Source organism: Brevibacillus dissolubilis (assembly GCF_006170445.1).
In the GTDB taxonomy this organism is placed as follows: domain Bacteria; phylum Bacillota; class Bacilli; order Brevibacillales; family Brevibacillaceae; genus Brevibacillus_B; species Brevibacillus_B dissolubilis.
On the sequence record NZ_VCNA01000015.1, the window covers coordinates 101,363 to 120,838 of the forward strand.

At 48.5% G+C, this 19,476-nt stretch carries 20 protein-coding genes; 2 read left to right on the forward strand and 18 right to left on the reverse strand.

Going from position 1 to position 19,476, the window contains the following annotated elements:
- Positions 1–123: 123 nt before the first annotated feature.
- Entirely contained in the window at positions 124–1,641 is a 1,518-nt protein-coding gene (locus FGI41_RS22155; protein ID WP_139492477.1) for a M23 family metallopeptidase, read from the reverse strand.
- 248 nt (positions 1,642–1,889) lie between these two features.
- Between FGI41_RS22155 and FGI41_RS22160 the strand changes: the two genes are divergently transcribed.
- A complete protein-coding gene (locus FGI41_RS22160; protein WP_139492478.1) occupies positions 1,890–2,270 on the forward strand; it encodes a hypothetical protein in 381 nt (126 codons plus the stop codon).
- A gap of 162 nt (positions 2,271–2,432) precedes the next feature.
- On the opposite strand, the gene FGI41_RS22165 is transcribed toward FGI41_RS22160, so the two are convergent.
- The 14 genes from FGI41_RS22165 to FGI41_RS22230 form a co-directional block, all read right to left on the reverse strand.
- Entirely contained in the window at positions 2,433–2,666 is a 234-nt protein-coding gene (locus tag FGI41_RS22165) for a hypothetical protein (protein WP_139492479.1), read from the reverse strand.
- A gap of 179 nt (positions 2,667–2,845) precedes the next feature.
- Entirely contained in the window at positions 2,846–4,132 is a 1,287-nt protein-coding gene (locus tag FGI41_RS22170; RefSeq protein ID WP_139492480.1) for an adenylosuccinate synthase, read from the reverse strand.
- A gap of 148 nt (positions 4,133–4,280) precedes the next feature.
- Positions 4,281–5,630, reverse strand: a complete 1,350-nt coding sequence (gene dnaB / locus FGI41_RS22175) for a replicative DNA helicase (protein WP_139492481.1) — start codon at positions 5,628–5,630, stop codon at positions 4,281–4,283.
- 35 nt (positions 5,631–5,665) lie between these two features.
- Entirely contained in the window at positions 5,666–6,109 is a 444-nt protein-coding gene (rplI, locus tag FGI41_RS22180) for a 50S ribosomal protein L9 (RefSeq protein WP_139492482.1), read from the reverse strand.
- Between the two features lie 15 nt (positions 6,110–6,124).
- Positions 6,125–8,065: a DHH family phosphoesterase gene (locus tag FGI41_RS22185; RefSeq protein ID WP_139492483.1), complete on the reverse strand. Its 1,941-nt coding sequence runs from the start codon at positions 8,063–8,065 to the stop codon at positions 6,125–6,127.
- Positions 8,066–8,080: 15 nt separating this feature from the next.
- On the reverse strand, positions 8,081–9,001 hold the full coding sequence (locus FGI41_RS22190) for a YybS family protein (protein WP_176560398.1): 921 nt from the start codon (positions 8,999–9,001) through the stop codon (positions 8,081–8,083).
- A 246-nt stretch (positions 9,002–9,247) separates the two neighbouring features.
- Complete coding sequence (gene rpsR / locus FGI41_RS22195) at positions 9,248–9,478, reverse strand: 30S ribosomal protein S18 (protein WP_139492485.1); 231 nt, start codon at positions 9,476–9,478, stop codon at positions 9,248–9,250.
- Positions 9,479–9,533: 55 nt separating this feature from the next.
- Positions 9,534–10,028: a single-stranded DNA-binding protein gene (gene ssb, locus FGI41_RS22200; protein ID WP_139492486.1), complete on the reverse strand. Its 495-nt coding sequence runs from the start codon at positions 10,026–10,028 to the stop codon at positions 9,534–9,536.
- 23 nt (positions 10,029–10,051) lie between these two features.
- Positions 10,052–10,339 carry a 30S ribosomal protein S6 gene (gene rpsF, locus FGI41_RS22205; RefSeq protein ID WP_139492487.1) on the reverse strand — a complete coding sequence of 96 codons (288 nt, stop codon included), beginning with the start codon at positions 10,337–10,339 and terminating at the stop codon, positions 10,052–10,054.
- Positions 10,340–10,506: 167 nt separating this feature from the next.
- The gene (gene ychF, locus FGI41_RS22210) at positions 10,507–11,607 is read right to left on the reverse strand and encodes a redox-regulated ATPase YchF (protein ID WP_139492488.1); all 1,101 of its coding nucleotides are present in this window, start codon (positions 11,605–11,607) and stop codon (positions 10,507–10,509) included.
- A gap of 125 nt (positions 11,608–11,732) precedes the next feature.
- Positions 11,733–13,643 carry an oligoendopeptidase F gene (gene pepF / locus FGI41_RS22215; RefSeq protein WP_139492489.1) on the reverse strand — a complete coding sequence of 637 codons (1,911 nt, stop codon included), beginning with the start codon at positions 13,641–13,643 and terminating at the stop codon, positions 11,733–11,735.
- A gap of 448 nt (positions 13,644–14,091) precedes the next feature.
- Positions 14,092–14,304 carry a DUF951 domain-containing protein gene (locus FGI41_RS22220; RefSeq protein WP_139492490.1) on the reverse strand — a complete coding sequence of 71 codons (213 nt, stop codon included), beginning with the start codon at positions 14,302–14,304 and terminating at the stop codon, positions 14,092–14,094.
- A 26-nt stretch (positions 14,305–14,330) separates the two neighbouring features.
- Complete coding sequence (locus FGI41_RS22225) at positions 14,331–15,236, reverse strand: mechanosensitive ion channel family protein (protein ID WP_139492491.1); 906 nt, start codon at positions 15,234–15,236, stop codon at positions 14,331–14,333.
- Positions 15,237–15,238: 2 nt separating this feature from the next.
- Positions 15,239–15,451 (reverse strand): putative Se/S carrier-like protein, encoded by a 213-nt coding sequence (locus tag FGI41_RS22230; RefSeq protein WP_438358049.1) that lies wholly within the window; start codon positions 15,449–15,451, stop codon positions 15,239–15,241.
- 283 nt (positions 15,452–15,734) lie between these two features.
- Here FGI41_RS22230 and yyaC point away from each other — a divergent pair, with 283 nt between their 5' ends.
- Positions 15,735–16,355 (forward strand): spore protease YyaC, encoded by a 621-nt coding sequence (gene yyaC / locus FGI41_RS22235; protein WP_139492493.1) that lies wholly within the window; start codon positions 15,735–15,737, stop codon positions 16,353–16,355.
- On the opposite strand, the gene FGI41_RS22240 is transcribed toward yyaC, so the two are convergent.
- The 3 genes from FGI41_RS22240 to FGI41_RS22250 all read right to left on the reverse strand — a co-directional run bounded on the left by FGI41_RS22240 (position 16,356) and on the right by FGI41_RS22250 (position 19,472).
- Positions 16,356–17,426: a diacylglycerol/lipid kinase family protein gene (locus FGI41_RS22240; protein ID WP_139492494.1), complete on the reverse strand. Its 1,071-nt coding sequence runs from the start codon at positions 17,424–17,426 to the stop codon at positions 16,356–16,358.
- 124 nt (positions 17,427–17,550) lie between these two features.
- Positions 17,551–18,276, reverse strand: coding sequence for a DUF554 domain-containing protein (locus FGI41_RS22245; RefSeq protein ID WP_139492495.1), 726 nt, complete (start codon positions 18,274–18,276; stop codon positions 17,551–17,553).
- A gap of 35 nt (positions 18,277–18,311) precedes the next feature.
- Entirely contained in the window at positions 18,312–19,472 is a 1,161-nt protein-coding gene (locus FGI41_RS22250; RefSeq protein ID WP_139492496.1) for an aminotransferase class V-fold PLP-dependent enzyme, read from the reverse strand.
- Positions 19,473–19,476: the final 4 nt, after the last annotated feature.

Consider the following 19,476-nt stretch of genomic DNA (forward strand, 5'->3'; position numbering starts at 1 on the left):
AGCTTCCACTCTCATCATAACATTTCCTGCCTGTCCGATTGGTCGGGAATAGCAGGAAAGGCCGCCCCCGATTCAGCAGGAGCGACCTTTGGTACCATTCTTTATTCAAGTAGCTTGATTCACTTAACGGCGACCCAGCATAGAGAGTGGGTTGACCGTTCTTCCGCCTTTGATTACTTCAAAATGCAGGTGAACACCTGTGGAGTCACCTGTGGAGCCCATGACGCCCACTTTGGTCCCTTGGCTGACCACTTGACCCACCTTGACACTGATGGATCTCATATGACCGTACAGGGTACGGGTTCCATTGCCATGGTCGATGATGACAGAGTTACCGTAGTCACCGTTCCAACCCGCTTGTACGACTCGGCCATTGTCAGCCGCGCGGATCGAACCAGAACCGGCGATATCGATTCCTTTATGCATACGTCCCCAACGTGTACCATAGCCACTGCTGACATATCCGCTGGCCGGCCATGAGATACGGCCTGTCCCACGGGAAGGAATCACCTTGGTTCCACGCTCGACGATTTTGTCGACAGCCTGTTCAATCACTTCTTGTCCGGTTACTTTGCGGGAGACGACTTGTCCATTTTCTTTGATCACTTCATAGCTGACACGCTTGGTGCCGACTTTACCTTCTTGGATGACTTTGACCTCACCCTTAGGCAGCTTGTCGTTGGTGCGGGTCTGCATCTGATAGTAGATGGTTTCTTCTTGCTCCTGCTCTTCCACTGTCTGTACGGTAAGCACAGGGCGGACCGCTGTTACATTGAGCTCTTGGCCCAACTGGAGGAGCGTATCTTCGGTAACCCCAGGATTGTTCGCGTAGATATCCTTGGTCGTAATTCCGTATTTTTTCGCAATGCAACTGATACAATCGCCTTCTTGAACCGTATGTACGACCTGCTGGTATGTACCGTTTGCCAAAAGCTCCTCCAGCTTCTCTTCGGTCAAGACCTGTGCTGCTGGGACTGAGCTTGGTTCAAATTTTACGTCTTCTTTGAATTTGACTTCCTTCATGCCTGTTTCAGGTGCTTCCGGTGTGCTTGCGATAGATGCTGCGGATACACTCGCCTTTTTAGCTGATTGGGTAGCCGCTCCGCCGGAATAACGGTCTTTGAGAGCAGCCAGCACTTGGTCAGCCTGCTTCTGGTCAGCCGCATAGGCAACCACTTCACCGTTGACTTCGATCCCGATCGCTTGGACTCTAAGATCTGCTTCGGCATCGAGCGCACGCAGGGTCGCTTCGTTGTTGTATTCCCCTTTGTACAGGTTCTCTTCTTTGAACGTGATGTAGTCAGAAAGCTTCAGCTCAATGCCGTTATGCTTCGCTTCTTCTTCCTTCAGACGTTCTTGCGTCCAATTGGTGACGACTTCTTTGTTATTGACCACACCGATTTCTTTGCCATTCATGATGACATGATAGATGGAATAGGTGTTAGATGTATAATAATGATTAGCATAGGCTACACTGGAAACAGCGACGATTAACGTCCCCAACGCGGCAACGGTTTGCTTCTTGTGACTGACGATGTATGTAAAAGCACGATCTTTTACTTCTCTAGCTTGCTGGCTTGTACGCCGAACGATCGGTTGTACCCGTTCACGTAACCAGTCCTTCAACCCGGTCAGTTGCATCAGAGTTCCTCCTGCCTGTTAAGACTGTCTACTGCGAAAATAGTCGAAAAATTAAGAGAATCTCGAAAACTAAAATAGTTCAAAGCTCCTCTTGATTTTTATTCGCAACGAAAAAAATACCTACAAAATCCAATACTATTAAGACTTTAACACATGTTAGCTGCCAGCTTCAAGTGTAAAATGCTGTCGAATAAAGTAAATGGCCTTGTTTCATAATATGGACATATGTTTCATAAGGAGGCGTTACGGTGAAAGAGCGAAACATTTTGGCTGGTTTTCACACGATGGATGAGGCCGACAAAGCAGCAGAACAACTGAAGCAAGCGGGGATTGATACCGTTCAGGTAGATCAGGTTGGACAATATCCAGGAATCGGTGTAGAAAAAGTATTGAACCCCATTACCGGGGAAATACCTTCCCTCGGCAATCTGACCTTGAGTGCTGAATTCCCGAGCGGTCGGGATGCCAGCATCTTGGCAGCGGCTGATCCGGATGCAAGCGGGCTTTCTGACGGTCGTCAGGGACGCCTAGCATCCAATACAACCGGTATCCTGCTGACCTGTGTGGTCGCAGAGAACCGTGCAGCAGAGGCGGAGCAGATCATCAGCTCGAACGGCGGCGAGTTTTAATTGGCATTTAGATTTTGTAAATGGGAAAGCCACCTTCCGGAAAGTCTTAGTCGGATCGGTGGCTTTTTGTTGTGTCTTTTTTCGCCTTGCATGTTACTGGTATCCTTCTTCCGTATTACACATAGGTATAAAGTGGTAATACCTTCTTGCTTCGTTTCTTCCTTATCCCTCTAAGGAAACCATCGATGTAATATCCTTCAGGGCCAGACGGCGGAAGCCCGGCTTTTTCGCTTTTGCTGCTTCCACTTCTGTTTCGTTTTCTGCTTTCGGCATGGTGATGAAGCAGACATAGCCTTTGCTGACATGGGACATCTTACCACTGATCACCAAACCGTTGAACATCTTTACCTCTACGTTCTTCCCGACCAGTTTCAACGCTTTTTGATCAAAACCCATTGTCGAACACCTCGTTTTCGAATTAGTTATGGGATACCATATGCCCAACTGGGCGCAAGTGGTGACTGATTTAGCCGAAAAAGTTTTGGCTGGATATGAAAAAAAGCTGTCGGCCGCATGAAAATCATGGGCTGACAGCTTTTTTTGAACCGATCTATATGGTTGTTTGGCTTATACGTTTACGCGTATACGCTGCGTGTTACGTTGGTCTGCTCACGGTCTGGACCAACAGAGAAGATGGAGAGCGGAACGCCAGTCAGAGACGTGATGCGCTCTACATAGCGGCGGGCATTCTCAGGCAGATCGTTGAAATCACGTACGCCTGTGATGTCCTCGCTCCAGCCTGGCATCTCTTCATACACTGGTTCGCATTTCGCCAGGATGTTGAGGTTAGCTGGGAACTCCTCGATCACTTCACCATTGTATTTGTACGCGGTGCAGATGTAGAGCTTCTCCAGACCAGACAGCGTGTCCAGCTTGGTGATGGCAAGACCAGTCAGGCCGCTAACACGACGTGCATGGCGAACCACGACACTGTCGAACCAACCGATACGGCGTGGACGACCTGTTGTCGTACCGTATTCAAAACCAACTTCACGGATATGATCGCCGACTTCATCATGCAGCTCAGTCGGGAACGGACCGTCACCAACACGGGTGGTGTACGCCTTCGCTACGCCGATCACTTGATGAATTTTGGATGGACCTACACCAGAACCGATGGTCACGCCACCAGCGATTGGGTTAGAAGAAGTTACATACGGATATGTACCTTGGTCGATATCGAGCATAACCCCCTGCGCACCCTCGAACAAGACACGGTTACCTGCATCGATCACGTCATTGAGCACCACGGATGTGTCTGCTACATATGGACGGATAATTTCTGCATAGCCGAGGTATTCTTCGAGAACATCTTCGAGCTTGAAGCCTTCTGTTTCGTACAGTTTTTCGAACAGACGGTTTTTCTCTTCAAGGTTATTGCGGAGCTTACGTTCGAACTCTTCTTTATCCAGAAGGTCTGCGATACGAATCCCTACGCGGGCAGCCTTGTCCATGTAAGCAGGACCGATCCCTTTGCGGGTAGTACCGATTTTATTCGCACCCTTACGCTCTTCGTCCATACCGTCGAGCTTGATGTGGTATGGCAGAATGAGGTGAGCACGGTTAGAAATTTTAAGATTTTTCGTAGAGAAGCCAAAGCCATGAAGGTAGTCCAACTCAGCTACGAGAGCTTTCGGGTCAATGACCATCCCGTTTCCGATGACACATACCTTATCTTGATAGAAGATACCTGAAGGAATCAGGTGAAGCTTATATTTGTTACCGTCGAAAATAATCGTGTGACCTGCGTTATTTCCTCCTTGGTAACGTGCCACGACCTCTGCGGTTTCCGCCAGATAGTCGGTGATTTTACCTTTTCCTTCGTCGCCCCATTGTGTTCCTACGACAACAACTGTTGACATGGAAAACACCCCCCGGTTCTTATCAAAAGCAATATTAGTTTACTAAACACGTAATGGAATGTCAATGATTGAATCCGAACGTTAAGATTGATAGTTCAGAATATGTTCGGTTTTCAATAAAAAAAGAAGCCATCACAGAGGATAGCTTCTAGCTCGCTTGATCGCGGTATCGGTGTTCGAGATTTACGAATTTATTGTACTCTTTCAAGAATGCCAATTCTACCGTGCCAGTCGGGCCGTTACGTTGCTTCGCGATGATGATCTCGATGACGTTTTTGTTTTCCGTCTCTTTATCGTAGTAGTCATCACGATAGAGGAAGGCTACGATGTCCGCGTCCTGCTCGATCGCACCAGACTCACGGATGTCAGACATCATCGGACGCTTGTCCTGACGTTGCTCAACACCACGGCTGAGCTGTGACAGTGCGATGACCGGCACGTTCAGCTCACGGGCGATCCCTTTGAGCGTACGGGAGATCTCAGATACTTCCTGCTGACGGTTGTCGCCTTTACCGCGACCCTGGATCAGCTGCAGGTAGTCGATGAGAATCATGCCAAGACCCCTCTCCTGCTGGAGACGACGACACTTGGCACGGATATCCTGCACGGTGATCCCCGGCGTATCATCGATATAGACAGGTGCTTTGGCCAGCGTCCCGATTGCCATGGTCAGCTTCTGCCAGTCATCCTCATCCAGTCGTCCTGACCTCATCTTCTGTGCGTCCAGATTGCCCTCCGCACAAATCATACGCTGTACCAGCTGGGAGGCACCCATCTCAAGAGAGAAGATCGCAACCGTCTCGTTGGCACGGGCTGCGACGTTCTGCGCCACATTCAGGGCAAACGCCGTCTTACCTACAGATGGACGGGCCGCCAGGATAATCAGGTCAGAACGCTGAAAACCTGATGTCATCTTGTCCAAATCGGTGTAGCCGGTTGGAATCCCGGTGATATCCCCGGTCTGCTGGCTCAATGCCTCAATCTTCTCGTACGTCTCCATCAACGCGTCCTTGATCGGGATGAATCCTCCACTGTTACGGTTGTGGGAGATTTCGAGAATGTATTTTTCCGCGTCAGCGATGATTTCACCGACATCATCTTCACGGGTGTATCCGTCGTTTGCGATCTTGGTCGCGGTACGGATCAACCTGCGAAGCAGGGATTTTTCTTCTACGATTTTGGCGTAGTACTCTACGTTCGCCGCAGTTGGAACGGAACTGGCCAGGTCCGTCAGATACGTGACGCCCCCGACCTCTTCCAAGACTTTTTGCTGTTGGAGCTCGGCCGTCACCGTTACCAGGTCGACCGGCTCTCCTTTTTCATATAAGTCCAAGAATATTTTAAATATGCGCTGGTGGCTCGCTTTGTAAAAGTCCTCGGGCTGAAGAATCTCAACCGCTGTGATCAGAGCATCCTTAGATAAAAACACGGCACCCAGCACAGACTGTTCCGCTTCAAGATTTTGCGGTGGTACACGGTCTAAAAACAGGTCGCTCATGTCACACCCCTACCTACATATAGATTCCCGGCATCTTATTGCTCGACTACGTGGACTTTGAGGGTTGCGATTGCTTCTGGGTGGAGTTTCACTTTTACCTGTGTTACGCCCAGAGTACGGATCGCTTCCATGTCCAATTTACGCTTGTCGACTTTCATGCCGAATTGTTTTTCCAAAGCATCGACGACTTGTTTGCTGGAGATCGCTCCAAAGAGACGACCGCCCTCGCCCGCTTTCCCTTCTATTTTAACGGTAATCTCGTCAATTTTCTTGGCCAATTCTTGGGCTTCGATCTTTTCCTGCTCTTTGCGCTTCTCATCGCTGCGTTTTTGAGCATCTAATGTCTTGACGTTCCCCTCTGTCGCTTCTTTAGCCAAGCCGCGCGGCAGAAGGAAATTACGTACGTAGCCTTCGGAAAGCTCTTTGATTTCCCCTTTTTTGCCTTGCCCTTTTACGTCTTTCAAGAAAATCACTTTCATCAGAAAATACCTCCTCTATGACACTGATTCTAGTACTTGTTTAAGTCGTTTGACGGCCTCATTGATAGTGATGCCGGTAATCTGAGTGGCTGCCCCTGTCAGATGTCCACCGCCGCCCAATTGCTCCATGATCGGCTGCACATTGATATCGCCCAAGGAGCGGGCACTGATCAGCACGGTATCATCGCCCCGCTTGGCGACGACAAAGGAAGCACTGATCCCAGACAGCGTAAGCAGAAGCTCTGCGGCCTGTGCCACCTGCACCTGCGAGTAATCTTCGCTGGTGTCGCCGATCGCAATCGCCATTTTGTCCCGGTAAATCTCGGTGTTCATCACGATGCGGGCGCGTTTGAGGAATGCCGACAGATCTTCCTTGAGGAAACGCTGCACCGTCGAGGTATCCGCTCCGTTGCGACGCAGGAAGGATGCTGCCTCAAAGGTACGCGAACCTGTACGGAAAGCAAAGCTTTTGGTATCCACCACAATCCCGGCAAGCAGTGCGGTTGCAATCAAGCTGTCGATGCTGATGCGGTCGTTCTGATATTGCAACAGCTCTGTCACCAGCTCCGATGTGGAGGATGCATATGGCTCCAGGTAGATCAATACCGGGTCATTGATGAATTCTTCTGAGCGGCGGTGGTGGTCAATCACCACAATCCGGCTGGTCTCCTGCAGCAGTCTTGGCTCGATGACGAGCGACGGACGGTGCGTATCGACGATGACCAAAAGGGTCCGGCCAGATGCCAGATGCAGGGCTTGCTCCGGTGTGACGAAGGTCTCCGCGATATTCGGGTCAGCACTCACTTCTTTCATGAGACGCTCAATCGCCGGGCTTACCTCATCGAGTACACAGTAAGCCGCCTTGTTATGCACCTGCACGGCTTTGACCACACCAAGCGATGCACCGATGGAGTCCATGTCCGCATTCTTATGCCCCATGACAATCACGTGCTCAGCCTCATGAATCAGGTCACGCAGCGCATGCGCGATCACCCGTGCACGTACCCGTGTGCGTTTCTCCACAGCATTGGATTTTCCGCCGTAAAAATTAAGCTTGTTGCCCACCTTCACGGCTGCCTGGTCACCACCGCGGCCCAATGCGATATCCAAGCTGGACTGCGCCGTTCTCCCCAGCTCAATAAAAGATGGGACACCTGCTGCCGCCCCGATACTGAGTGTGATCGGAATTTTGTTGTCGGCCGTCATCTCGCGCACGACGTCGAGAATATCAAACCGGCTTTCCTCTAGCTTCCCAAGCGTCCCACGGTTCATCAGAGCGATGAATTTATCCGTGGAGAGACGACGGAGATAGATCTCATTTTTCTGCGCCCATTCGCTGATGACACCTGCCACACTCGTAGACAGCAGCTGACGGCTCTGGTCATCCATCACCTGGCTTAATTCATCCAAGTTATCCAAATGAACGATCGCAAGCACCGACTTCTCTTGGTTGTAGCGGTCAAACAGCTCTTTATGCTCGGTGATATCTGTAAAATACAGCAGGCGCTCTTCATGGCGGACAAGCACTTCATATACCCGGTCATTGATCTCAAGCTCAAGCCGCTTCGTGTCTGGCTTCCAATCAAGCTCGGGGAATATGTCTTCAAGCTCCCTACCCACCAGTGATTCCTGCCCCGTCATTCGTAACATGTAAGGATTTGTCCATTCAATTCCTCTGTCCTCGTTGTACAGCAGAATCCCGATTGGCATCTCCTGTAGTACGCCCTCGCTCGCCTTTTTGACCCGGTGATTAATCGTGGCCATATAGAGGCGGAGATCACGCTGAAATCCCTTTTCGATCTGCAACGTATAAAGAATCAGGCCGATAATACAGACAATGCCGACCGCACCGTACAACCAGTTATACAACGTCAGGATTGCGACCAGCAACAAGCTGAAGCTTAACGCCAACACCATGTGTAGTCCGTACCAACGTTTTAACAGGAACTTTGGCATTTCCTCAGCTCCTCTTCAATTTCTTGTCTCCAGTTTTTTACGTAAACCGATCCCAATATCGAGGATACCTAGTAAGCTAAGTATATTAGCTAAAAGAGGAAAAATAAATATGAGCAGTGGGGTAAATTTGCTCCAATTCTTCTTAAACATGTAGAGTGCAATCAGACTGGTCCCCTGGATGGCCATCAGCAGATTCAACGCATAGTACAGATTGAATACCGCCTTGCCCCAGAAGCTCGCGTACAGATCCTCTTGACCTACTATTAATATAATAAGCTGAACCACTAAGTAATAAAACAAAAGGGAGCGAGGAAAACTCCATTCCCGAAACGGTGGCAGTGCAGGGATGTTGCGCCCCAGGCGTCTGCCGATTGTCCGAGCCAGCCAGTGACTGACCACACTCGACATCAGGCTCTGAAGAACCAGCATAAAAGGAATCAGAGTCATAATGAATCTCAGGAACATGTCCTTCCACTCAGTAAATGTCATGTTTCCTGGTGGATACATATCGAAGGCCCTGCGTGCACTTTCTTCAAAGAGGGTTTGTAGCTCTTGGATCACATTCACGTTGAGCACGAAGGTAAGAAAGGCAATCCCCGCGATAATTCCTACCAGCCCAACCACAGCGCCAACGATAATAGCAGGCAGTGCCTTACCATACCGTTGATAGCAAGTCCCCATCAGCCAACCCGTTACCCCAGTCAACAGCCCGGTGAAGGCCCCCGAAAACGAAGCGAACATAAAGCCCAGAAACGTAAACGCTACCACGACGAGAAGCATATCCCGGTGCGTCCGATTAATCGCCAGCAGGATAAACGGAACGGGTAGAAATACGGCCATCACTGTTCCTAACGCATATGTACTCAAAAAGAGTAAAACAGCTGAGATTCCAAGCATAATGGCATTCTCTGCAAGTTGTCTTGTCCGGTTTGGCACAAATGTGTACTCCTTCCTACCAATATCGAAAAAAAGAGGGTTACAAAATGCAACCCTCTTCATTTTATTGTAACATGTTATTGACTGAAAGCAAATTTAATCCATCGTGGTAACGCGAAAACGAAGGGCTGTATCCTATTATTATTTCATTATACGGAGTATCATCATATCTTTATGTCATTGAAATAAAAAAAAGCGACACATTAGGCGTGAACCTAAGTGTCGCTTTTTTGATCCGGTCTATGCTTATTCAGCAGTGTATGGCAGAAGTGCTACTTGACGGGAGCGCTTGATAGCGATAGTCAATGCACGTTGGTATTTCGCAGAAGTACCAGTCACACGACGTGGCAGGATTTTGCCGCGCTCGCTGATAAACTTTTTGAGAAGATCGGTGTCTTTGTAATCGATTTTCGTAATTTTGTTTACTGTGAAGTAACAAACTTTACGACGTTTGTTAGGACGACCTTTGCGTGCCATGAGAAGTTCCCTCCTTCATAAGGAATGTGAAAGTTTCGTACGTTCTTGAATAAACTTAGAATGGTAAGTCATCATCAGAGATGTTGATTGGCTTACCAGCATCAGCGAAGGGGTCGTTAAACTTATCGAAGTCGTTTCCTCTTGGTGGAGCTTGACGGGAACCGCCACCGCCGCCGCCATAGGCTGCTGGACCCGGATCGTAGCCGAAGCCACTGTCGGATTCGCCACCTTCGCGTGCGCTCAAGAACTGCACATTGTCTGCAACAACTTCTGTTACGTACACTTTTTTGCCTTCTTTATTATCGTAGCTTCTGGTTTGCAGACGGCCTTCAATCGCAGCTTTACGCCCTTTGCGAAGATACTTCGCGCAGAGGTCAGCCAATTGACGCCATACCACGATGTTGATAAAGTCGGTCTCACGCTCACCACCTTGTCCAGAGAATGGACGGTTTACAGCGATCGAAAAGGTAGCAACAGGTACACCATTCGGGGTGTAACGCAGTTCTGGGTCTTTTGTCAAGTTACCAATAAGAATGACTCGATTAAGCATAATGCCCCTCCCCCGGACGACAATTAAACTTCTTCACGAACGAAGAGATAACGAATAACGTCGTCGTTGATTTTCATCAAACGCTCAGCTTCAGCTACTGCATCAGCGTTTGCTTTGAAGTTCATCAAAACGTAGAAGCCATCACGGAACTTCTTGATTTCATATGCAAGACGACGCTTGCCCATTTCTTGAAGCTTGGTGATTTCGCCACCGTAGTTGGTTACAACATCGCTGTAACGGGAAACGTTAGCTTTCACTTTCTCTTCTTCAAGGTCTGGACGCAATACGTACATTACTTCATATTGACGCATACCTTTTTCACCTCCTTTTGGACTAAACGGCCCTTTTGCAAGGGCAAGGAGCGAGTGCTATTCAATCGGATTGCAACATGCACCCAAGTAAATACTCGCATTTCTCGATTATAGCAAAGTGATAATCTCAAAGCAAGAGATATACCAATTTTTTTAGACGGTAAATCTTAGACGTTAAAACGGAAGTGTACTACGTCGCCGTCTTTCATTACATATTCTTTACCTTCCAGACGGTACTTCCCTTTTTCACGTGCTGCGTTGACGGAGCCTGCTTCGACGAGATCATCATACGCTACGACTTCGGCACGGATGAAGCCACGCTCAAAGTCGGTATGGATAACACCTGCTGCCTGTGGAGCTTTGGTGCCTACATCGATGGTCCATGCGCGCACTTCTTGTACACCCGCGGTAAAGTAGGTGATCAGACCGAGAAGCTTGTACGCTGCACGGATCAGACGGTCGAGACCGGATTCTTCGAGGCCCAGCTCTTGGAGGAACATCTCTTTGTCTTCGCCTTCCAGCTCAGCGATTTCGGATTCTACCTTGGCACTGATCACTACGACTTCAGCGCCTTCTTCTGCTGCGTGTTTTTTCACGGCTTGGACATGCGGGTTCTCGTCTGCAGTGAGGATGCCGTCTTCTGCTACGTTACATACGTAGAGCATTGGCTTGATGGTCAGCAGGTGAAGATCGCGGACAAGCTTGTGCTCATCTTCATTAAGCTCAACACTGCGTGCCGCTCTGCCCTCTTCAAATGCAGCCTGAAGACGCTCCAGGACATTGAGTTCCAGCTTCGCTTCGGCATCGCCTGCTTTTACTTTGCGGGCAATACGCTCAATGCGGCGGGTGACGGAGTCGAGGTCAGCGAATACAAGCTCCAGATTGATGGTCTCGATGTCGCTCAATGGGTCAACTTTTCCTGCTACGTGCGTGATGTTCTCATCTTCAAAGCAACGCACGACTTGGGAGATCGCGGCTACTTCGCGGATGTGGGACAAGAACTGGTTGCCAAGACCTTCCCCTTTGGAAGCGCCTTTTACCAGGCCGGCGATGTCTACGAATTCAAATGCAGTTGGGACAACCTTATTAGGTACTACGATTTCAGTCAATTTGGTAAGACGTGGGTCTGGTACTTCTACGATACCCACGTTCGGATCGATCGTACAGAATGGATAGTTGGCAGACTCAGCGCCTGCTTGTGTGATGGCGTTAAATAATGTAGATTTCCCGACGTTAGGCAATCCAACGATACCTACCGAGTTACTCATTTTGTTATTCACTCCTCATTTTGCTTCACTATTTTGGATGATACCGATTGTTAGAGGTGATTGCAAGAAAAAAGAAAACCCGTGGTTACCCTCGGGTTTCCTTCTTGTTCATTTCTTCTATAATATTACTTCTCGTTCAACAGTGTTTCCAGCTCGTTGAGGGTTTCCTCGAACAGCTCGATGGTTTGATCAATCGGTGCGGAGGTAGACATGTCTACGCCTGCACGCTTCATGATCGCGATTGGGCTGTCGGAGTTACCAGCTTCAAGGAAGTTGGTGCGGATGCGGTCTACAGCAGGTTTACCTTCATCCAAGACTTGTTTTGCCAGTGCAGCGGAAGCAGCGAAGCTGGTGGAGTATTGGTATACATAGTAGCCATAGTAGAAGTGTTGTACACGTGACCACTCCATCGCGATTTCTTCATCAGATACGACGGCTGGGCCATAGTATTTTTTGTTGATGTCAAGGTAGATTTGTTTGACCGCTGCTGCGTTGAGAGATTCGCCTTTTTGCTCTCTGTCGTGGATCGCTTTTTCGAACTCAGCGAATTGAGTTTGACGGAAGAGCGTGGTGCGGAAGTTCTCAAGGTATTGGTTCAGGAGATACATTTTTTCCGCTTTGGTTTTTGCGTTTTTGTACATGCTCTTGAACAGGAGGTGTTCATTCAGCGTAGAAGCGATTTCTGCGGTGAAGATTGGGTAGTTGGAAGAGATGTACGGTTGTTTTTTGTTGGTGTAGTAGGATTGCATCGCATGGCCAAGCTCATGTGCGATGGTGAATACGTCATCGTTGGTACCTTGGTAGTTGAGGAGTACGTACGGATGAGTATCGTATGCGCCCCATTGGTAAGCACCGGTACGCTTGTCATCTGTAGAGTATACGTCAACCCATCCGCCTTTGAAGGCTTCTTTCAGGACGTTCACGTACTCTTCACCGAGTGGTTGGAGACCATCGAGTACCATTTGTTGTGCTTGTTCATAAGGGATGTAGCTGTCATTGCCCTCTGTCATTGGGATGTAGATATCGTACATGTGAAGCTCTTTCATGTTCAGCACGCGCTTTTTGAGTTCCATGTAGCGGTGCAGCTGTGGAAGACCTTTGTTAACAGAAGTGATCAGTTGATCATACACTTCTACCGGTACATCGTTTGGTGTGAGTGCAGCTTCGAGTGCGCTGTTGTATTTGCGGGTTTTCGCCAGCAGGTTGTTCCCTTTTACTTCAGCACCGATGGTTTGGGCAAATGTATCTTGGTATTGTGCCATGGTTCCGTAGAATGCTTGGAACACAGCTTTGCGCACCTCTGGATTTTTGTTGTCCAAGAGAGAGACGAAGTTGGCACGGGTGATTTGGATGTCCTTGCCGTTTTCATCCTTCACGGTAGGGAATTTGATGTCCTTGTAAAGCATTTTCCATGTGCTCTCAGGTGCATCAGCAAGCGGTTTGATGGAAGCAAGAGTTGATTCGAGTTCTGGTGAAAGCGTATGAGCTTTGGTACGCAGAACATTGTTCAAGTAATATTTATAAGGAGCAAGGGAAGCGGATTTGAGGAATGCCGCCATTTTTTGATCTGGGATTTTGGTGATTTCCGGGCTGAGCCAGGAGGTTTTGGAGCTGACGAGCACGGTCATCTTCTCTGCACGGTCAGAAAGAGCTTGCAGATCTGGATTCCCACTGTTTACGTCAAAGCTCATGATCGCATAGACATATGCTTTGTCGTGGAGACGGAACAGGTTGCTGTAATCATCCAGAGCTTTTTTCAGAGCAGCAGCGGTTTGGAGCTTGCCTTGGTGCTTGGTGAAAGCGTTTGCGAGATCTTCTACCTTTTTCACGTCAGCTTCCCAAGCTGCTTTGGTAGCGTAGATGTGTTCCAGCTTCCATTTATATTGGTCTGGAATTTCTGTGCGGTTTTTATATGTAGGCTTGGTGACAGCATCAGCAGCCACAACAGCTTGATTGCTGTATGGGATGAACGGTGTGGAAACCATGGAGAGAGTAACTGCGAGTGCAGTCATCGTACTGAAAAGTCTTTTTTTCATAACAAATTCTTCCCCCTTAATACTTTATAATATATTACCCACTTATTACTAAATTATATTCTTTTTAATAAATTCCTTCTAAACTATTCAAAAAATTTTTAATAAATTCCAGCTTCCTCTCATCTCCCCTTATCCAGATGTGGATATCTCCTTCCTATCATATACACAGCAGGGCTGTGGATAACTTTGTGGAAAAGAATATCCCCCCTCTTGTATGTATGCGGGAAAAGCCTGATATATTCGGGTTTTCTTCTCTATACTTTATCCACAATTTCTACCTTCCAAATGTGAATAACGTGCTGGTTTATATCCACGGCCACAAACATTTCGCCTCACCTGGGCCGATACCCCTTACCCTTTTTCACATTGATACATAAGCATAGATATCTACCCGAAAACAGAGAAAAGGATGCTTCGCCTGCTGGCCTGCATCCTCTCCTCCCGCTTTTTATTCGGTTGTGTTGTCTGGTTCAGCTTGGATCAATACCTTTTTCATCTTCTTCTCAAACTCCAGTCTCGGAAGCATGACGCTGTGCTCACAACCGGTGCATTTGATTCGAATATCCGCTCCCATGCGGATCACTTTCCATGCGTTGGTGCCGCACGGGTGGGCTTTTTTCATCTGAACCACATCGTTTAATGCAAATTGTTTTCTCTCCATCTCTCATCACCTTTATGGGCTATTCTCTATGTCTTCGCCTGTTGTGTGTTGGCTGGGGTGGCACCTGGTGCATTCACCATCACGGTCTTCGGATACGGGATCTCGATGCCGCGCTTATCGAACTCGGTCTTGATCAGCTGACGCAGATTACGAACGACTCCATGGTGTTGGTTTGGCTTCGTCTCCGCTGTCACGCGGATGGTTACTTCCGATGGTCCAAATGCCTGAACACCAAGCACCTGTGGATCACCGATGATATTCTCATCTGTCTCTTTCACACTTTTGAGGATATCCTTGAGCTCTGCTTTGACACGGTCGATATCTTCTTCATACGCAACCGAGATATCCACCACAGCCACTGAATTTTGTACGGAAAAGTTGGTTACCTGGTTGATCGTACCATTGGGGAAAATATGAACCTCCCCTGTCCAGCTTTTGATCTTCGTGATCCGCAGACCAATCTCGATGACGGTACCGGTCAGATTGTTGATCGTCACCGTATCACCGACCGCGAACTGATCCTCAAAGATAATGAAAAAACCGGTGATGACGTCTCGCACCAGGCTCTGTGCCCCGAAACCGACAGCAAGACCCAGCACACCGGCACTGACAAGCACAGGCTGCAGGTCGAAGCCCAGCTGTTTTAATACCAACAGAATCGTTAAAAAGTAGATGGTATAGCGGGTCACATTGTTGACCAATACGCGCAGGGTCTCTACCCGTCTTTGATCAAACTGAATTTTGCTGCCTTCGCGGTTTTGAAAGATCCGATTGACAGCTGCCTCCATGATCGACACGACAATCCGTGCGGCCAGCATGATGACGATGATCTTAACTAATGCTACACCGATTCCCACCCATAGTACTGGGTTTGATAAATATCCGTAAATCTGTGTAAACAAATCCTGAAACCAGGTTATATTCTCGTTCACGTCTACATTCTCCTCTCCCCATGTTCATCAATTTCTTGATAGTGACCTTCATACAAGCGAAAGAAACCGCGCACGACGACATCCTGTGTCACAACGATCTCGTACGCCATCCCGAATTGATCATAAGGAAATTCGATGGATAAGGCACAACCAGCCGTAATCTCTTTCGGAGTAGGTCTTGTATCAATGTCAATATCCGCGTATTCAAGCAGCATCTCTGCCCGCAACGCCTGCTGTGTGGAATCAAATGCAATTAATACGGTATCTCCTACTTGCACCGAAACCGACCTCCTCTCTCCCATCTATTTTACCTGTTCCGCATGGCTATGCCAAATGGATGAGAACCTGTTTATCCCTTGTCTCAACCGCTCAGCCCTGCTTAACGTCCGTCCCCTCTCGATCTCGGTGAACCTGGCCGATTGGTAGGTTTGCAACAGGTATAGAATTCCAACCGTACGCGTATACTATGAATACTTTACTTTCGGGAGGTAAGGTACGATGAATCGATTCGGTGATCGACTTAGTTCTTCACACCCTCCATTTAAAATTGAGTACCAACATGATGCGGCAGTCCAGCGCTTATCCTCCCATCTAGCCCAACGCTTCCGTGCTAAAGAACTGGATCAAGATATCGTCGTTCTCTGCATTGGTACTGACCGCTCTACCGGTGATGCTCTTGGCCCGCTCGTCGGGACGAAATTAAAATCATTGTATCCAAAAAGTCTATCCGTATACGGAACGCTTGAGGATCCAGTACATGCGGTCAATTTGGTGGAAAAGCTCGACATGATTAACCGTACGCATGAGAACCCGCTGATGATCGCCATCGATGCTTGTCTTGGCCAATTCAGCAATGTCGGCTATATCAATGTGGCAGATGGTCCACTCAAACCAGGTGCCGGTGTCAAAAAGGAATTACCCGCTGTGGGAACCTTCCACATCACGGGAATTGTCAATGTCGGTGGATTTATGGAGTATTTTGTCTTGCAAAATACACGCCTGCACGTGGTCATGAGCATGGCCGAAGTGATCTCAGGCGGAATTTATCAGGCAGCTAACTTTCTGCACAATCGACCACAGTGGGGTTCTGTGAACTCCATGCTCAGCGAACACCCTTAATCAGTTAAGGGTGTTTTTTCCGTTCAAGATCGGCAGATATGCGGGTAACATCTCGATTACGAGCTGCGTGAATTTTTCTCCCTCTCCGTCTGCCTGCAGAAAAAGCTCTTTATCGGCTCGCAGGGTGATTTTTCTCCCGCGATAAAAATGCACTCCTGGATGGCTCACGTGGGCTCCTGAGAAGACCTGTGGAAACATACGCAGCAATGTCCAACGGCTGACCCGGTAAACCACACAGATTTCGGCGATACCGTCATCGGATTGGGCTTGCGGACAGATTTTCATACCGCCGCCATAATAGGGGCTGTTGGCAACTGCTATCAACCACACATCTGTCAGTGTCTCATTCTGACCATCCACATTAATCGAAAGCGAACATGGTTGATACGAAAAGAGGATGCGTACAAGTGAGATCACATACGCGATCCCGCCCAACCCGAATCGGTTGCACCATGGTTTATAGCTGGCATGATTCGCCTCATGTGCTACTTGTCCATCCAGCCCTGCACCAACGACATTGACTGCTACACGATTATTGCTGAATTTGATCAGGTCGATAGCGTGGCTTGGTTGAGCAGGCTCATACGCTTTATCACCAATCCCCGCATGACTCGCGTTCCCCACTACATGATTCGACAAAATCAACTCCAACGCTTCGAGTGGGTATCTTGGAATCTGATGAGCTCTGGCGAAATCATTCCCCGATCCTGCCGGAATGTAGCCCATTCGGATAGTGGCTTGTTTTCTGGCTGAGTAGTTCATCTGTCCGGAATCGTTATCCTGTAACCACTGATACAGCCCATTCACCACTTCATGAACGGTACCGTCTCCACCTACTGCTACGATTGTGCTAAGATCCGATTGCCGGGCCAGTTCTGCTGCCAGCTTTTCCGCCTCACCAATCCGCCCAGTAAATCGTACCTGATAGTTGATTTTTCGATCTTGCAAGACGCGCTCTAGCTTCCCCCATACTCTTCTCCCTCTCCCGTTCCCAGATACGGGATTCACCACAAATCCGATTCCCCCAGACACCTGCCTCCCACCCGCCTCTAGGCCTTCGCCATTAATCATATATAACCTAGACTATGACGTGTGAACCAAAAATCTTCTTGATTTCTTTCCCTCTCTCCATAAAAAAACAAGCCCTCTGGGAAAAAGGGCTTGTCTGTGAACACAAAGAAATACCTGCCGATCATTATTTCGTTGCGAAGAATTCCGTGATCCATTGTATAAATGGTACTCCCAATGCAGCCACGATCAGGGCCGGAAGCATATTCGCCACGCTGACTTTCTTCAGTTCCATGACGTTGATCCCGATCGCGATGATCATGATTCCACCTACTGCAGTAATCTCTGCCAACATCGCATCCAGCATCGTCTGGCTGATGATAGACGTAATCTGTGTAGCCAGAATCGCGATCGAAGCTTGGTATAAGAATACAGGGACTGCGGAGAATGCTACACCAATTCCTAATGCTGATGTAAAAATAATCGCAGAAAAGCCGTCAAGCATCGATTTGGTGTACAGGATATCGTGGTTGTTGCGCAAGCCGCTGTCCATCGCACCCAGTACCGCCATTGCACCGATACAATAGACCAAGGTAGCTGTTACGAATCCGGTAGCGATACTTCCTTTTTGATTTTTGCCCCCTACTTTACTCTCCAACCATTTTCCTAATTGATTAAGGCGATCTTCTATTCTGCATAACTCACCGATGATAGAGCCGATCGTCAAACTGGCAATCACGAGCAGAAAATTTTCCGTTTTGAGACTCATCGTAACACCTAGAACCATAACCGCCAGAGCCAAGCCTTGCATAACGGTTTGACGGATGCCATCGGGAATCCCCTGCAATAACCGTCCCAAAAAAGCACCAATCAAAATAGCTGCCGCATTGACAATCGTACCTGTCAAAATCACCTTGTTCCACTCTCCTAAATTTACTTCCTCTTTTGCTACTGACCAAAAGCGGTTGAAATCTCTTCAATAGCCAAAATCAGTTGGTCAACGTCTTCCTGTGTGTTAAAAGAGCCAAAGCTTGCGCGTACGGCACCATTTTCTGAGGTGCCTGCTGTCTCATGTCCAAGTGGTGTACAGTGGTAGCCTGAACGGGTTGCAATCCCATACTGCTGATCCAAGATAAAGGATACCTCTGAGGCATCCGCTCCTTTGATATTAAAGGCAACCACCCCGACCCGTTCGACATCAAGTGACGGCCCATATACTGTTACACCTGATATTTGTTGAAGTCGTTCGATCGTTTGTTTGGCCAATGCCCATTCATGCTGATGGATCGATTCGACCCCTTTTTCCAGAACAAAAGCAACTCCAGCACCAAGCCCCGCGATCCCGACTGTGTTGGCTGTCCCGCTCTCATAACGGTCAGGTCTTGTCGTCGGTTGATCGATCGCTTCGGACTGACTGCCTGTTCCCCCATGGATCAATGGTTCCAGATCGATATCACCGCGTACATAGAGCGCTCCTGTACCTTGTGGACCGTACAAGCCTTTATGCCCCGGAAAGGCCAGCATATCGATGTTCATCTCTTCTACGTCAATCGGCAGAATACCGGCAGACTGAGACGCGTCGACTAGAAACACAATATTTTTGTCGCGTGCAATCTTTCCGATTTCGCCAATCGGGATAATCACGCCAGTCAAATTGGATGCATGAGTCACGGCGATCAGCTTCGTCTCGGGCCGGATTTCCTTTTGAAAATCCTCCGCATAAAACAATTGATCTTCTCGCGGCTCTACATAGGTCACTTCAATCTGCTTAGTACGGCGAAGATACTCGATTGGACGTCTCACCGAGTTGTGCTCGATGGAGGATGTAATGATATGGTCCCCCGCTTGAAACGATAATCCCTTGATCGCCTGGTTCAGTGCTTGCGTTGCATTCAGATAAAAAAAGAGGTCATTCGGGTTCTTAATCCCAAATAACCGCGATAGCTGCACCCGCGTCCGAAACAAAACCTTACTCGCTTTCATTGCCAGCGTATGACCGCCCCGCCCAGGATTGGCGGCAAACTCATCGATCACTTCGGCCATTGCTTCTTTTACGCCAGCAGGTTTTGGCCACGAAGATGCTGCATTGTCTAGATAGATGATACGCATTCTT